Annotated in this window: 15 protein-coding genes; 8 read left to right on the forward strand and 7 right to left on the reverse strand. The window is 61.0% G+C overall.

Annotation, left to right across the window (positions count from 1 at the left end; genetic code table 11):
* Window positions 1-763 precede the first annotated feature (763 nt).
* From BEN48_RS02085 to BEN48_RS02100, 4 genes are all read right to left on the reverse strand, one after another.
* Window positions 764-2,731, reverse strand: a complete 1,968-nt coding sequence (locus tag BEN48_RS02085) for an ATP-binding protein (RefSeq protein ID WP_070732460.1) — start codon at window positions 2,729-2,731, stop codon at window positions 764-766.
* Window positions 2,732-2,827: 96 nt separating this feature from the next.
* Window positions 2,828-3,256 (reverse strand): ribose 5-phosphate isomerase B, encoded by a 429-nt coding sequence (gene rpiB / locus BEN48_RS02090; protein WP_083320675.1) that lies wholly within the window; start codon window positions 3,254-3,256, stop codon window positions 2,828-2,830.
* Between the two features lie 10 nt (window positions 3,257-3,266).
* Complete coding sequence (gene tatC, locus BEN48_RS02095; protein WP_070732464.1) at window positions 3,267-4,088, reverse strand: twin-arginine translocase subunit TatC; 822 nt, start codon at window positions 4,086-4,088, stop codon at window positions 3,267-3,269.
* 175 nt (window positions 4,089-4,263) lie between these two features.
* Window positions 4,264-5,556, reverse strand: a complete 1,293-nt coding sequence (locus BEN48_RS02100; RefSeq protein WP_070732466.1) for a serine hydroxymethyltransferase — start codon at window positions 5,554-5,556, stop codon at window positions 4,264-4,266.
* A gap of 253 nt (window positions 5,557-5,809) precedes the next feature.
* On the opposite strand from BEN48_RS02100, the gene BEN48_RS02105 reads away from it, so the two are divergent.
* Together BEN48_RS02105 and BEN48_RS02110 are read left to right on the forward strand one after the other, a co-directional pair.
* Entirely contained in the window at window positions 5,810-6,298 is a 489-nt protein-coding gene (locus BEN48_RS02105) for an RNA polymerase sigma factor (protein ID WP_070732468.1), read from the forward strand.
* On the forward strand, window positions 6,295-7,116 hold the full coding sequence (locus BEN48_RS02110) for an anti-sigma factor family protein (RefSeq protein WP_070732469.1): 822 nt from the start codon (window positions 6,295-6,297) through the stop codon (window positions 7,114-7,116). Before BEN48_RS02105 ends, BEN48_RS02110 begins: the two co-directional genes overlap by 4 nt.
* 108 nt (window positions 7,117-7,224) lie before the next feature.
* Here BEN48_RS02110 and BEN48_RS02115 read toward each other — a convergent pair whose 3' ends face one another.
* The 3 genes from BEN48_RS02115 to BEN48_RS02125 all read right to left on the reverse strand — a co-directional run bounded on the left by BEN48_RS02115 (window position 7,225) and on the right by BEN48_RS02125 (window position 8,811).
* Window positions 7,225-7,923: a metallophosphoesterase gene (locus tag BEN48_RS02115; protein ID WP_158010078.1), complete on the reverse strand. Its 699-nt coding sequence runs from the start codon at window positions 7,921-7,923 to the stop codon at window positions 7,225-7,227.
* Between the two features lie 82 nt (window positions 7,924-8,005).
* Window positions 8,006-8,227: a hypothetical protein gene (locus BEN48_RS02120; RefSeq protein WP_070732473.1), complete on the reverse strand. Its 222-nt coding sequence runs from the start codon at window positions 8,225-8,227 to the stop codon at window positions 8,006-8,008.
* Between the two features lie 80 nt (window positions 8,228-8,307).
* The gene (locus BEN48_RS02125) at window positions 8,308-8,811 is read right to left on the reverse strand and encodes a hypothetical protein (RefSeq protein WP_070732475.1); all 504 of its coding nucleotides are present in this window, start codon (window positions 8,809-8,811) and stop codon (window positions 8,308-8,310) included.
* Between the two features lie 185 nt (window positions 8,812-8,996).
* Between BEN48_RS02125 and BEN48_RS02130 the strand changes: the two genes are divergently transcribed.
* The 6 genes from BEN48_RS02130 (at window position 8,997) to BEN48_RS02155 (ending at window position 13,506) form a co-directional block, all read left to right on the forward strand.
* A complete protein-coding gene (locus tag BEN48_RS02130; RefSeq protein WP_070732477.1) occupies window positions 8,997-9,245 on the forward strand; it encodes a 4a-hydroxytetrahydrobiopterin dehydratase in 249 nt (82 codons plus the stop codon).
* 67 nt (window positions 9,246-9,312) lie between these two features.
* On the forward strand, window positions 9,313-10,089 hold the full coding sequence (rsmI, locus tag BEN48_RS02135) for a 16S rRNA (cytidine(1402)-2'-O)-methyltransferase (RefSeq protein ID WP_070732479.1): 777 nt from the start codon (window positions 9,313-9,315) through the stop codon (window positions 10,087-10,089).
* Window positions 10,058-11,719: an apolipoprotein N-acyltransferase gene (lnt, locus tag BEN48_RS02140; RefSeq protein ID WP_070732481.1), complete on the forward strand. Its 1,662-nt coding sequence runs from the start codon at window positions 10,058-10,060 to the stop codon at window positions 11,717-11,719. Before rsmI ends, lnt begins: the two co-directional genes overlap by 32 nt.
* Before the next feature lie 210 nt (window positions 11,720-11,929).
* The gene (locus tag BEN48_RS02145) at window positions 11,930-12,733 is read left to right on the forward strand and encodes an inositol monophosphatase family protein (protein WP_070732483.1); all 804 of its coding nucleotides are present in this window, start codon (window positions 11,930-11,932) and stop codon (window positions 12,731-12,733) included.
* Window positions 12,734-12,815: 82 nt separating this feature from the next.
* Window positions 12,816-13,037, forward strand: coding sequence for a hypothetical protein (locus BEN48_RS02150; RefSeq protein ID WP_070732485.1), 222 nt, complete (start codon window positions 12,816-12,818; stop codon window positions 13,035-13,037).
* 127 nt (window positions 13,038-13,164) lie between these two features.
* Window positions 13,165-13,506, forward strand: a complete 342-nt coding sequence (locus BEN48_RS02155) for a hypothetical protein (RefSeq protein ID WP_070732487.1) — start codon at window positions 13,165-13,167, stop codon at window positions 13,504-13,506.
* The last annotated feature ends 89 nt before the right edge of the window (window positions 13,507-13,595 follow it).

Consider the following 13,595-nt stretch of genomic DNA (forward strand, 5'->3'; position numbering starts at 1 on the left):
TTCAACATCGACACACTCAACTAGATAACCTCACCCCACGCCAAGAAGCAATTCCAATAATTGGAAGGTTTTCCATGTTATAGACTACATATTGGTTCTTGAACCTCCTATCATTTGCTCACTTGCCTTTCACCTCATCCTGCTCACACCTGCTTTCCCGGTTGGCTCTGGTTCATTGAAAACGAGTGTGGATGGGGTGTACTAGTTCAAGGTCAGATGCGGGCGTTGTTCATTGTAGAGGTAGATGAACTGTTCAACCAACAAGCGCAGGTCTACACCAGGTAGTCGGGGAGCACGAACAGGGGTCCGTCTTTCAAAACGCCATTGACCCGTTCGGACAGCGCGTTCTGGTAGCGCAAGAGCTAGTTCAGGTCCGCTGTGACGTTAAACAGCTTTTCATATCGGCGTTTCTGGTCGTGCAACACGGTTTTCGACTGCTTGAGGCGCTGTTTCAATTTCGGGCCCACGGCAGGGACGGTGCCGAAAAAAGGGGGCCCATCCTACTGAAAAGCCACGAAATGGGTAGCGTACCGCCAGCACCAGGACAGCACCGTGCTGCGACCTTGGCAGCCTTAGCGCCGCTGGGCCTGTTGTAACCCACTTCGCCGCGGCTAACTTCGCCCACCACGGCGAGTTTAAAGGGCAAATCGTAATCGCACCGACTACGCCACGCCCGCGCTTCGAACTCGGTTTTAATGACGCCTTTTGTAAAAGCTGTCAACCTGTTTTCGTACGAGACATCGGGCTCAAAAAAACCCTTACTTTAAAAAGAAGGGCTCTTTTGGGCTTTAATTTTTTCGACTTCTGTGGCTATGTTTTTGGCCATGGGCAGGCTCACCGTCACGTTGGTGCCGGCGCCGGGGCGGCTCTGGATAACCAGGGTGCCGCCGTGCCGGTGCACAAACGCCCGGCAAAGCGCCAACCCCAGTCCCAGGCCGGTGGTGGTTTGGGGCATGGCAGTGGCCTCGGGCAGGGCCGGGCCGCTCATGAGCGAGGCCACCGTGGCGGCATTCATGCCGGGGCCTGTATCGGTGCAGCTCAGAAGAACCATCTGGGCATCATCGGGGTCGGGAGCAGCCTCGAGGTGCACATGGCCACCAGTAGGCATGAATTTCAGGGAATTGCCTACCAGATTGCGCAGGATGGTGCGGGTCATGTTGCGGTCGGCCATCAGGCGCAGGTTGGCCGGGGCCGACAGGGTGATGTGCTGCCAGCTTGCGGCCGCCGTGGTCTGGTACAGGGCCTGGCACTCGGCAAACAGTTCCGATACCAGCAAGGGCGTGGGCCGGTAGTCCAGCTCCCCAGTTTGGCTCACAGCCCAGTTCAGCACGTTGTCAAGCAGGTGGTTGAGGCTGTCGGCTGCCTGGCGCACCAGTGCTGGCAGACGCGCCAGCCCAGCCTGGTCGTTTTGCGCGATGTAGGAATCAATCAAGCTGGTGACGCCCGCAAAAGCCGTGACCGGCCCGCGCAGGTCGTGGGCCACAATGGCGTACAGCTTGTCTTTATACCCCGCCACGGTGCGCAGCTCGGCCGAGGTTTGCTCCAGCGCTCGGTTGTTGGCAGCCAGGGCGGCGCGGTTGCGGCGCAGGTTGCGGTAGAAGTACGCCGTCACGAGCAGGCCAATGGCCAGTATGGCCACGGCCAGCACCAGCAAGCGGCTGCGCCATGCCTGCTCTTCGTTTTGCTGCGTGAGCTGGCGCATGCGGCGGGCCCGTTCCTGGGTCTCGTAGTTTACCTGGGCCGAGGCCAGCGTCTGGAAGGTTTGCCGGTTATTGAGCGTGTCGTTCAGGTCCACGTAGCGCTGGTTCCACTCATAAGCCTCCCGATACCGTTCCTGGTCGGCCGCCTGGGCTGCCAAGATGCTGTAGGAGTCCAGCACGCGTTCGAGGTAATTGCTTTGGCGGGCTACTTTCAGGGCCTCGCGAACGGCTGCATCGGCGCGCTCGGGCTGGCTGGTCTGGATGTAATACATCGCAAACATAATCAGCTGGTTGGCCTGGTTGCGCACCGCGTGTTGCCGCTTGCTGATGGCCAGCGCCTGCGTAAGCAACCGGTTGACCCGGCCCATGTTGCCCACGCGCATCTGGTACGTGGCCAGGCTGGAGAGGTAAGTGGACTGCGCCGTGGAGTCTCCCTCGCGCCGGGCCAGGGCCAGGGCCAGCGAGTCGTAGCGCATGGCCTGCGGGTACTGCTGCCGAAAGAAGAATAAGCTGCCCACGTTGCCCAGCAGCCGCATGCGGGTATGAGCACTCACCGCCGGCTGCGCCGCCAGCTGCAGTGCCCGCCGGTAGTGCCGCCAAGCCGTCACCGAGTCCCGGCGCTCGTGGTAAATGCTGCCCTGCGAAGTGTAAGCCCTGGCCAGGGCGTCCACATCGCCCAGGTTCAGGGCCAGGGCCTGCGCTTCAGTGAGCAGCGTGAGTGCTTCCGGCCCATTGGATAGGTTGGCGTAGCAGCTTGCCAGATTCAGGAGGCTGCGCAGCAGGCGGGGGGCACGCTCCTTTACAGGTAGTGTGCGGGCAAGGCCAACGGCCGCTTCGCCGTAGGGCAGGGCCCGTTCGGGCTGCTCGGCGCTGAGGGCCGTGGTCATGGCCTGTAGCAGCCGCAGCCGGGCAGTATCAGGAAGGCTGGTGTTGAGTTTCTGGCGAATGGCCTTCGTGCTGGTAGGCAACGGACGCTGCGCCACAGCCCGCTCCGGAAAGGATAGCAGCAACCCTATGGCTAGCAGCCACATTGGCAAAAGACCGGGCCACTTCATAATTAGCTGCATAGGGCTAGCCAAAGATAGGCAAGAGGCCGCTAATGCCCACACTTGAATACCTGCCCAGGCTTAGCAATTTATTTTAGAAACCCGGGCCTGGTGCCGGCCGCCTTCAAAATCGGTTTTCAGAAAGGCCGACACGATTTCGCGGGCCTGCTCTTCGCTCACGTAGCGTGCCGGCACACACAGTACGTTGGCATTGTTGTGCTGCCGAGCCAGGGCGGCCAGTTCGGGCAGCCAGGCAATAGCGGCACGCACGCCTTCGTGCTTGTTGGCCGTGATACACACCCCGTTGGCCGAGCCACAGAGGAGAATACCCTGCTCGGGTGCGCCCGCCGCCACGGCCGCCGACAGCGGGTGCGCCACATCGGGGTAGTCCATCGAATCGGCGGAATGCGTACCAAAATCCTGCACCTCGTAGCCCTGGCCGGCGAGCCAGGTACGAAGCATTTCCTTTTGGGCAAAGCCGGCGTGGTCGGAACCGAGAGCGAGTTTCATGGCAATAAGATTAGCGGGACGAATTCTGCTCCTGTGCCAGCTTGGCATTCAGGCGGGCGGTATCGCCGCGCCGCACCGTACGGGCAATGTTGATGCTCAACTCGTAGAGCAGCATTACGGGGATGGTTACAATGATTTGGGCGGTAATGTCGGGCGGCGTGATAACGGCCGCTATCACCAGAATTACCACAATGGCGTGCTTGCGGTACATCTGCATGATTTCGGGCGTAATCAGGCCGGCTTTGGCTAGGAAAAACACCACCATGGGCAACTCAAACACGAAGGCACAGGACATGGTCATCGTGGTGAGCGTGGAGATGTAGCTCTGCATGTCAATCTGGTTTTCGATGCTGGCGTCTACCGTGTACGAAGCCAGGAAGTTGATGCTGAGCGGCGCGGCCACGTAGTAGCCGAACAACAGCCCCAGAATGAACAAGATGGACACGAAGAACACGGCCCCCTGCGAGTTTTTGCGCTCGTGCGGGTACAGGCCGGGCTTCACAAAGCGCCATATTTCCCAGAACAGGTAAGGAAACGCCAGCACAATGCCCACCATGAACGACGTGCTGATGTGCATGGCCAGCTGCCCGCTCATTTCGCGGTTCTGAATCACGAAGTTGACGCTGTTCTCGCACGGCTCCGTGGAGCCCATAATTTCGCCCAGCCGGCAGAAGGCGCGGTAGGTCCAGAAGTCGTTGCGCGAGGGCCCCAGAATCAGGTCATGAAACAGGAATTCCTTAGCAAAAAATGCCGCAGTGGAGAATACCACCACCGAAATAGCCGCCCGGATAACGTGCCAGCGCAACGCCTCCAAATGGTCTATAAAGGACATTTCGTGCTGTTCGCCCAGCGGTTTACTTTGTTGCGGTTGAGGTTGCACGGAGAATCTGGAGAATATTATAAGTGAAGAAGAACTCGCTAAAAAGGAACGTCATGCTGAGCTGGCCGAAGCAGCTCAGCATGACTGCCCGTTTATCAGGGAAGTTGCCTTCTTCAATACGTAAAAACTACGCAAAAAGCGGATAGTCCTGCAGCCAGGTGTTCACCTGCTGCCGCACTTGCCCGATGCGGGTATCGTTGTCGTGGTGGGTGAGGGTTTCGTCAATCAGCTCTACAATGCGGCCCATGTCCGACTCTCCCAGCCCCCGGGTAGTTACGGCAGCGGAGCCTATGCGGATGCCGCTGGTCACGAAAGGCGACTTGTCGTCGAAGGGCACCATGTTCTTGTTGATGGTGATATCGGCCCGCACCAGCGTGTTCTCGGCCAGCTTGCCGCTCAGGCCTTTCGAACGCAGGTCGATGAGCATGAGGTGGTTGTCGGTGCCGCCCGAGATGATGTTGTAGCCCAGGCCCGTGAAGGCCTTGGCCAGCGCCTGGGCATTGCGCGCCACTTGCTGGGTGTAAGTTTTGAAGTCGTCGTTGAGGGCTTCGCCAAACGCCACGGCCTTGGCAGCAATCACGTGCTCGAGCGGCCCGCCCTGCGTGCCCGGAAACACGGCGCCGTCCAGCACGGCCGACATTTGGCGCATTTCGCCCTTTGGCGTTTTCAGGCCGAAGGGGTTTTCGAAGTCCTTGCCCAGCATGATGAGGCCGCCGCGCGGACCGCGCAGGGTCTTGTGGGTGGTGGTGGTCACAATGTGGCAATGCTCAAACGGCGAGTTGAGCAGGCCGGTGGCGATGAGGGCCGAAGGGTGCGAAATATCGGCCAGCAGCAGGGCGCCCACCTCGTCGGCAGCTTCGCGCAGGGCGGCGTAGTTCCAGTCGCGGGAATAGGCCGAGGCGCCGCAGATAATCATCTTGGGGCGCTCGCGGCGGGCAATTTCCTTGATTTTAGACCAGTCGATGAGGCCGGTTTCACGCTCCACCCCGTAGAAGCTGGGCTGGTAGAGCTTACCCGAAAAGTTCACGGACGAGCCGTGGGTGAGGTGTCCGCCGTGGCTTAAGTCAAAGCCCAGGATTTTGTCGCCGGGCTGCAGGCAGGCCAGCATCACCGCGGCGTTGGCCTGCGCACCGGAGTGGGGCTGCACGTTGGCCCAGGCCACGCCAAACAATTCCTTTACCCGGTCGATGGCCAGCTGCTCTACCTGGTCCACAATTTCGCAGCCACCGTAGTAGCGCTTGCCGGGCAGGCCCTCGGCGTACTTATTGGTGAGTACGGAGCCCTGGGCGGCCATTACCTGTTCCGAAACGTAGTTTTCGGAGGCAATGAGCTCTAATCCGTGGGTCTGGCGGGTTTTCTCCTGAGCAATGAGGTCGAAAACGGCGGTGTCGAGAAGGCTGGCGGGGGCGACTGTTTGCATAAGCGTAAAGGTAAGTATCAGTAAACAGTGAACGGTTATCAGTGAGCAATTGCCGGAAGTATACCCAAAACAAGCAGGTCCCTTTGCCGCCCCTTTAAAAGGAAACCGGTAACAGCCTTGCCTTCTGTGAGCCAACCCGCTTGACGCTGTATTTGCTGCAGCCGTTAGCCTTCGGCTTACTCCCTGATAACTGTTCACTGTTCACTGATTAAGAGTTTCCGTTGTTACTTGCCAGTGCCTTTGCCCCACCGCCATGTCCGCGCCCCTCGCCGAAACCCTTACCCAGCTGCGCGTCGGCAATCAGAAATTTCTGGTTGACTTCTACCAGCGCAGCCGGCACTTGTTTGCCCGCTGGGCGCAGCGCCAGTTCAAGCTGGAAGTACCGCAGGCCCACGCGCTGCTGCAGGATACCCTGCTCGATTTTTATGACCAGGTGGCCGATGGCCGCCTCACCCTGCTGCCCGCCGACCTGCGGGCCCACGTGTACGGCATGGCCCAGCAACGGCTCGACGCGCAAGTTCCCGCCAATGTGCCCCTGCCCGCCGCCGAGGCCAGCCGCCGCCAACGCCTGCTCACCCAGTTCAACCAGCTGGGCGCTGATTGCCAGCAGGTACTGACGTACTTTTACTTCCGGGGCTACCAATTTGAGAAGATGGGTGGCAAAATGGGTTTCCCCAACGCCACCGTGGCCCGCCGGCAGAAAAGCACCTGCCTGCGCAAACTTTACGAGCTGCTGAAATGAGTCCGTCGACTCCCTCCTCCGACCTACGCCCCTATTTCGACGACCTGGAAAGCTTCGCCGATGGCCAAATGACCCCGGCCGAACAGGAAGCCTTTGAGCTGCGGCTCGAGCAGGACGAAGCCCTGGCCGACGCCTACGCGGCCTACGAGCAAATTACCGCCGACCTGCGCTGGGCCGCGGGCCATAACACCCTCCGCCTGCGCCTCCAGGCCCTGGACGAACGCATGAACCAGCGCGGCGACGCCCTGGCCCGCACCGAACAGCTGGTGAAACGCCGCCGCCGCCGCTGGGCGGCACTGGGTTTTGTAGGGGCAGTGATGCTGCTGCTATCCGTCGGTGTGGCGGCTTGGTATTTTGGCCGCAGCGGCAATGCCCGGCCCACCCGCAACTGGGAGGCCTATTACCAGCCCGACCCCGGCCCCGCCGTGACCACAGGCCTGCTGCACAGCCGCCCGTTACTGGGCGAAGCCCTGGACCAGTACCAGGCCGGCCATTACCCGGCGGCACTGCACTCGCTCGGGCGCGTGTCGGCGACTAGCGTCGGAGCTGACACTTTGCTGTACTTGCGCGGCCTGATTTTGCTGCGGCAAGGCCAGGGCAATGCGGCGCAACTCTACCTGCGCCGGGTGGGCGACGAAAACAGCACCAGCGAGCTGGCCCGCCGGGCGCGCTACCACCTTGGCATGGCCCACTGGCAGGCCAACGAGCCTATAGAGGCACTAGCCGAACTGCGCGCCGTAGCCGCCGATGCCCAGAACCCATACCAGGCCTCGGCTCGCAAAGCGGTGGCCTCCGGCGTACTGGTGCCCAAAGAATAGCGTTCTGACCTTGATTGTCAGTTGTCAGTTGCTCGTTGTTAGATGAGCAATTATCTGCATCCCAATAACTGACAACGAGCAACTGACAACTGACAACCATAATCCCGGTTAGCGTTTGCCAATGGCGTAGGGAGGCTCCTGATTGGCTACCAGGTGCAGTTCCCAGGTGTCCAGGTTGAGGGCGGCCAGGTGGGCCAGCTCGGGATTGTGCCGGTACACGCAACCGGTATCCAGGCCCATTACCGCGGGTTTTGTTGCCGCCTTGGCGCGCACTTGCGCGGTGGGCGCGGGCACGTGGCCGTGCAGCAGGCGCTTGCCCTGCACACGGGAGGCATCGAAGTCAAACTTCTTGATGTTGAGCATGGCCGAGTGGTCACGGCGCATTTCGGCGGGGGGAAGCGCGAAGTTGTAGCCCGCGTGCACCAGCAGAAAATCGGGTAGCTCTATTTCGTAAGGCAGTGCGTTTAGCCACGCCAGGTAGTGCGCTGGCACATCGGCCATGCGCCGCACGCCGAAGCTGCGCAGCGTGGGCAGCCGGCCCCGGGGGCCCAGCCAGTCCCAGCGCCAGCGTTGGCGGGCAGCATCAAGCAGGGCCTGGTCGTGGTTGCCGCGCAGGCAGTGCACGCGGTAGCCGCTGGCTTGCAGGTGCATGAGGTAGTCGAGCACGCCGCGGCTGTCCGGGCCTTTGTTCACGTAGTCGCCCAGCAGGTAGAGCTCGTCCTGAAGGGTTAAGTGCAACTCCTCTTCCACCAGGTAGCGGAAGGTGTGCAGGCATCCGTGCAGGTCGGTGGTGGCAAAGCGGCGCACGGCAAAACAGAAATGCGAAGCGGAAAAAAAACGCCATGCTGCACCGGGCAGCATGACGCTTTTGTTTGAAGTTGCGGGAAGCTTAGTGGCTGCCGTAGGTAGGGCTGTCCAGCTCGGGCTTGTCCAGGTTGCGGTTGGGGTGGAGCAGGCCAGCATCCAGGGCCTCCTGCTCGAGCCGGTCCTGGGTGGCTTCGTCCTGCGTCAGCAAGGGCAAATCGCCGGCGCCTTTGGGCAGGCCTTCATTAGCCTGACTGCCTTTGCTCTCACCCGACTGCTGATTGGAATCGTTGCTGTTATTCGACATGATAAAAAGGGTTAGTAGAAGGAAATAAGGAAAGGGGATACGGGTTCTGACATCAGCTTGCTGACAAGCAGGCGCGCTGCCTACTGGTCGATGGCCGTGTCGCTGGCGTTGGGGTCGTTCAGTTCGGCGTTGGTATCGGTGCCGGTGATGGGCTTAATGGGGCGGGGCTCCATCTGGCCCATGCCCACGCGGGAGTTGGGGTTGCGCATTTCGTCGAGGCCGGGGCGGCGGTCGTGGGCGTCCAGCTCATCTACGGGGCGGCCCGAGGGAATGATGGTACCAGTATAGTCGTCCTCGGCGGGCATGTCCTGATTGGGGCGGTCGGGGCGGCCTTCGTCCTCCGAGCGCATATTGTCGCGGGGCGGGGCCATGTCGTCGGCGTTTTCATTCACGCCCACAGCCGTGGAGCCGCCGGAGGTGTCGGAGCCGAAGCCTTCCTTGCCGTCGCGGTTTCCAAAGCCGCCGCGGGCTGCTTCGTTCTTGGGCGGGTCGGCGTTGGGGATGTGGTGGCCGGCCTCCATTTCTTCGTTGGTCGTGTCATTGTTAATGACGCGAATGGGGCGATTGTTAGGGTCGATGGCCATGGGGAAGCATGAATAGGGTGAATAGGCAACTACACATTGGTGTACTTTAGTTTGGCCGTTTGGGTTTACGTACCCGGCCGTACTTCCCCCGAAAGCCACAATCTTTCGGGCCCGCTGCTTTCGGCGGCCCTAGCCACGCCTTAGGCCCGCGCCACTTTTTTTATTAAACAATCACACCCTGCCTTATGTGGACCGAAACCGACAACAGCCTGCGCTGCAGCTTCACGTTTGCTGATTTCAAAACCGCCTTTGCTTTCCTCACGGAAGTAGCGGCCGAGGCCGAGCGCCTCGACCACCACCCCTGGTTCAGCAACGAGTACAACGCCGTTGAATTCCGCCTGCGCTCCCACGATGCCGGCAACACCGTAACCCAGCGCGACCGCCGCTTGGCTGCGGCGATTGACGCGGCGGCCGCCCGGCATGGAGTGAGTTAAACGGGTGCCATTTTGCGCCGTGCTCTGGGCAACAGATGCCCTGCCAATCCCACGTTACCTTTGCCCCATGCCCAACACGGTCCTTTACCTCGTGCCCACGCCCATCGGCAATCTGGAAGATATTACGCTGCGGGCCATCCGCATTCTGGGTGAAGTGGGCACGGTGCTCTGCGAAGACACCCGCACCAGCGGCCGGTTGATGCAGCATCTGGGCATCAAAAAGCCGCTCCTCTCTTACCACCTGCACAACGAGCACCAGCAGGTGCCACGCTTGCTCGACCGCTTGGCCAAGGGCGAAACCATGGCGCTGATATCGGACGCCGGCACGCCCGGAATTTCCGACCCCGGGTTTCTGTTGGTGCGCGAGTGCCTGGCGCAGGGCCTGGGCGTGGAATGCCTGCCCGGCGCCACGGCGTTTGTGCCGGCCCTGCTCAAGTCGGGCTTTGGGGCCGAGCGGTTCACGTTCGAGGGTTTTTTGCCGGTGAAGAAGGGCCGGCAGACCCGGCTACGGGAGCTGGTTTCGGAAACCCGGACCATGATTTTTTACGAGTCGCCGCACCGCATTGTGAAAACGCTGGGCCAGCTGGCCGAAGTGCTGGGCCCGGAGCGGCCCGCCTCGGTGAGCCGCGAGCTCACCAAACTATTCGAAGAAACCGTAACCGGGACGCTGGCCAGCCTGGAGGCTGATTTCGCCGCCCGTCCCACTATCAAAGGAGAAATTGTCGTTGTCGTCGAAGGAAATCTTGCCCCGCCCGCCCGCGAGCCCCGCCCCGGCCGCGAAGACCGATACCGCCGTAGCAATGAAGATACCGATGACAACGACGACGTTGCCGCCGAAGACTAGCCGCCTGCGGCCGGCGGTGCTGGCCGTGCTGGGCGCCCTGCTGCTGTGGGGCGGCTGGGCCCCGTGGCCCACGGCCTGGCTGGTTCCGTTGTTGTTCATCGGCTGGGTGCCCTACCTGCTTATGGAGCGGCAACTAACGCTACAGGGCGCCCGCAAGCGCACGGTGTTCGGCTATACCTACCTGTTTCTGGTGCTCTGGAACGCCCTCACCACGTGGTGGGTGAGCTACGCCGAGCTTACGGCCGGCATTGCCGCCGTGGTGCTCAACGCTCTGCTCATGTGCCTGCCGCTCATGGCGTTTCGCCAAACCAAGAAGCGACTGGGCAACCGTGTGGGCTACGTTTCACTACCCATTTTCTGGATTGCCTTCGAGCAGTTGCACCTCACCTGGGACCTCACGTGGCCGTGGCTCACGCTGGGCAATGGTTTTGCCGCCGCGCCGCAGTGGGTGCAGTGGTACGAGTACACCGGTTTCCTGGGCGGCTCGGTGTGGGTGTGGGCCGTAAACTTGTTGGTCTTCTGGGCGTGGTGGGGCCGCGGGGGCATTCCAGCGTGGCACGTTTCGGGGCCGCGCCGGTGGCGCTGGGTTTTGCCCATGCTGACGATATGGGTGCCCATCATCATTTCATTAGCTATCGGCCGCAACTACCAGGAAAAGGGGCCCACGGCCGAAGTAGTCGTAGTGCAGCCCAACCTCGACCCGTACGTGGAGAAGTTTGAGGGCGGCGCCAAGTTTGTGCCCTACGACGAGCAGCTGACCCGGCTGCTGGCCCTGACCGAGCAGAAGCTCACGCCGCAGACGCGCCTCGTGCTCTGGCCCGAAACCGCGCTGGAAGAGTCCTACTGGCAAAACACCATAGACAGCAACTACAAGATTCTCCGCATTCGCGAGTGGATGCGGCGGCACCCCGGCGTGGCCCTGCTCACGGGCATCACCACCATCGATTCTTACCCCAATAAAGAGGCCGCCAGCGAAACCGCCCGCTACCGCGACGACTTGGGCTACTACGACATTTTCAACACGGGCGCCTACTTTGCCACGGCCGCCGCGCCCATTGCCTTCTACCACAAGTCGCGGCTGGTGCCGGGGGTCGAGAAGATTCCGCCCGTGCTGGCATCGGTTATTTCTCACATCGATTTGGGTGGCACGGTGGGCAGCGTGGGCAGCCAGGCCGAGCGCACCGTGTACCCGGCCCCGCCGGGCGCCCCGGCCTTGCGCGTGGCCCCCATCATTTGTTACGAGTCCATTTATGGCGACTTCGTGAGCGAGTACGCGCGCAACGGCGCCACGCTGCTCAGCGTGATTACCAACGACGCGTGGTGGCACGATTCGCCGGGCTACCGCCAGCTCTTCAGCTACGGGGTGCTGCGCTGCATAGAAACGCGCCGCGACTTGGCCCGCTCGGCCAACACGGGCTTCACCGGTTTCATCAACCAAAAAGGCGAGGTCATTCAGCGCGAGCAAGCCTGGATTCCCACCGCCAGCCGGGCCACCGTGCACCTCAACGATGAGCTGACTTTCTACGTGCGCTACGGCGAATTCATCGGGCGCGGTGCGCAGATTCTGGCGGTGTTGCTTTTGGTGGTTGCCGTGGTGATGGGGTGGCGCCAAAAGCAGTTGGCTCGTTAGGCACCTGCAGTTCCCTTCCTTATTTTAAGGCGGGGATGTTCGAGCCCACGGCTCGGACGTGGGTGGTTGAAGTTGTTGAACGATGGGCGAACGACTCCGCTGTCTGTCGTCCGGAGGTCGTTCAACGGCTTCACCACCCCAGCTTACGCTTCGCGTAAGCATCCCCTCCTTAAAAAAGGAGGGGAGTTTTTTCTTTCTTCGCCTTCGCTTATGCTCCCCGATTTCATTCAACTTTCTCTAAGCCTTGCGTCAATTTGCCGCACCACAGCCCAGTTCATCCGCCAGGAGGCGGCCACCTTCGACCGGGCAAAAATTGAGCACAAGGGCGTGCACGACCTGGTGAGCTACGTAGACCAGGAGACCGAGCGCCGGCTGGTAGCGGGCCTGCGCGAGCTGCTGCCCGAAGCCGGCTTTATTACCGAAGAGGGCACCGCCGGACCCGATTCCCACACCGAGGAATTCATCTGGATAATTGACCCGCTGGACGGCACCACCAATTTTGTGCACGGCCTGCCGGTGTATTCCATTAGTGTGGCCCTACTGCACCGTAAAGAACTGGTGGTGGGCGTGGTGCACGAAGTAAACCGCGACGAGAGCTTTCGGGCCGTGCGTGGCGGCGGCGCCTTTTGCAACGACCTGCCCATTCGTGTAACCGACATTTCGCTCCTCAACGAATCCCTCATCGCTACGGGCTTTCCCTACAAGGATTTTGGCCAGATGAGCACCTATCTGCAGGTGCTGGGTGCCTTCATGAGCCGCAGCCACGGCGTGCGCCGCCTAGGCTCGGCCGCCGTGGACTTGGCGTATGTAGCGGCCGGACGTTGCGAAGGCTTCTTCGAATTCAATCTTAATTCGTACGACGTGGCGGCCGGCATCCTGCTGGTGCGCGAGGCAGGCGGTCATGTCACGCAGTTTCTGAAAGATGGCGACCCCGTCTTCGGCCGCGAAGTGGTGGCCAGCAATGCCCACGTGCACCGCGAAATGCAGCAAACCATTGGCGAGTTCTGGGCCTAACCACGTGTCCCGAAGTGCTGGTTACTGTACTCGGGTTTAGTAATTTCGTAAACCATTCTTTTTCCTCTGCAGTTAACCTGGCATGATGCTGCTCGCCCTCACCTCCGTCGAAACCCAATATTTTCTGATTGGGGCCCTCTTTGTGGCCGCTGCGTTTTACGTGGGCCGCATTTTCTGGCGGGCATTCTTTAGCAAGACGGCCGCTGGCTGTGCCAAGGGCTGCGGCGGAGCCTGCGGCAGCTTGGATGTGGACCAATTGCAGCGCACCATTGAGGCGCGGAACACCTCGCAAGCCGGTCGCTAGCGCCTTCCCACGCATTTTATCCAGCTTTGTATAACCCGCCCCCGCCCCGGCTCCGTATAGCCGGAGCGGGGGCGGGCGGCGTTTGCGCCGTTACGTTCCGCCTTTCACTTTCCAACACACCAACGCCATGCAGGACAAAGAAGAAGAACGCTCACTCGTGAACGTTGAAAAAAAGCTGAATACGGATGGATTCACCCAGGATTTTACCGTGCGCGACGGCCGCCTGCAAACCATTGGCGATGACTCGAGCAAAAGCTACGCGCCTGACGAAGTAACCATCGTCGATTTCTACCGCTTCGAGGGCGAAAGCAACCCCGATGACATGTCCATCCTCTACGCCCTGGAAATGGCCGACGGCGTGCGCGGCACCATCTCCTCAGCCTACGGCACCTACGGTGACACCGATTCCTTCGAGTTTCTCAAGCAAGTAGAGGACTTGGGCAAAAACCTGACGAAGAAACACAAATAGCCTCATTTGGGCTGCCTGAAACGGGGGGTTGTTGGTGGCGAACATGCACTGTTCGCGGCCGGCAGTCCCCCGTTTGCGTAGCGGTCAGG

This window comes from Hymenobacter glacialis (assembly GCF_001816165.1).
GTDB lineage: Bacteria > Bacteroidota > Bacteroidia > Cytophagales > Hymenobacteraceae > Hymenobacter > Hymenobacter glacialis.

What these genes read in the sequence shown, in the direction of transcription:
- BEN48_RS02085 (WP_070732460.1), bottom strand. Translation starts at nt 2,731, where the DNA reads ATGTGGCTGCTAGCCATAGGGTTGCTGCTATCCTTTCCGGAGCGGGCT.
- rpiB (WP_083320675.1), bottom strand. Translation starts at nt 3,256, where the DNA reads ATGAAACTCGCTCTCGGTTCCGACCACGCCGGCTTTGCCCAAAAGGAA.
- tatC (WP_070732464.1), bottom strand. Translation starts at nt 4,088, where the DNA reads ATGTCCTTTATAGACCATTTGGAGGCGTTGCGCTGGCACGTTATCCGG.
- BEN48_RS02100 (WP_070732466.1), bottom strand. Translation starts at nt 5,556, where the DNA reads ATGCAAACAGTCGCCCCCGCCAGCCTTCTCGACACCGCCGTTTTCGAC.
- BEN48_RS02105 (WP_070732468.1), top strand. Translation starts at nt 5,810, where the DNA reads ATGTCCGCGCCCCTCGCCGAAACCCTTACCCAGCTGCGCGTCGGCAAT.
- BEN48_RS02110 (WP_070732469.1), top strand. Translation starts at nt 6,295, where the DNA reads ATGAGTCCGTCGACTCCCTCCTCCGACCTACGCCCCTATTTCGACGAC.
- BEN48_RS02120 (WP_070732473.1), bottom strand. Translation starts at nt 8,227, where the DNA reads ATGTCGAATAACAGCAACGATTCCAATCAGCAGTCGGGTGAGAGCAAA.
- BEN48_RS02125 (WP_070732475.1), bottom strand. Translation starts at nt 8,811, where the DNA reads ATGGCCATCGACCCTAACAATCGCCCCATTCGCGTCATTAACAATGAC.
- BEN48_RS02130 (WP_070732477.1), top strand. Translation starts at nt 8,997, where the DNA reads ATGTGGACCGAAACCGACAACAGCCTGCGCTGCAGCTTCACGTTTGCT.
- rsmI (WP_070732479.1), top strand. Translation starts at nt 9,313, where the DNA reads ATGCCCAACACGGTCCTTTACCTCGTGCCCACGCCCATCGGCAATCTG.
- lnt (WP_070732481.1), top strand. Translation starts at nt 10,058, where the DNA reads ATGACAACGACGACGTTGCCGCCGAAGACTAGCCGCCTGCGGCCGGCG.
- BEN48_RS02145 (WP_070732483.1), top strand. Translation starts at nt 11,930, where the DNA reads ATGCTCCCCGATTTCATTCAACTTTCTCTAAGCCTTGCGTCAATTTGC.
- BEN48_RS02150 (WP_070732485.1), top strand. Translation starts at nt 12,816, where the DNA reads ATGATGCTGCTCGCCCTCACCTCCGTCGAAACCCAATATTTTCTGATT.
- BEN48_RS02155 (WP_070732487.1), top strand. Translation starts at nt 13,165, where the DNA reads ATGCAGGACAAAGAAGAAGAACGCTCACTCGTGAACGTTGAAAAAAAG.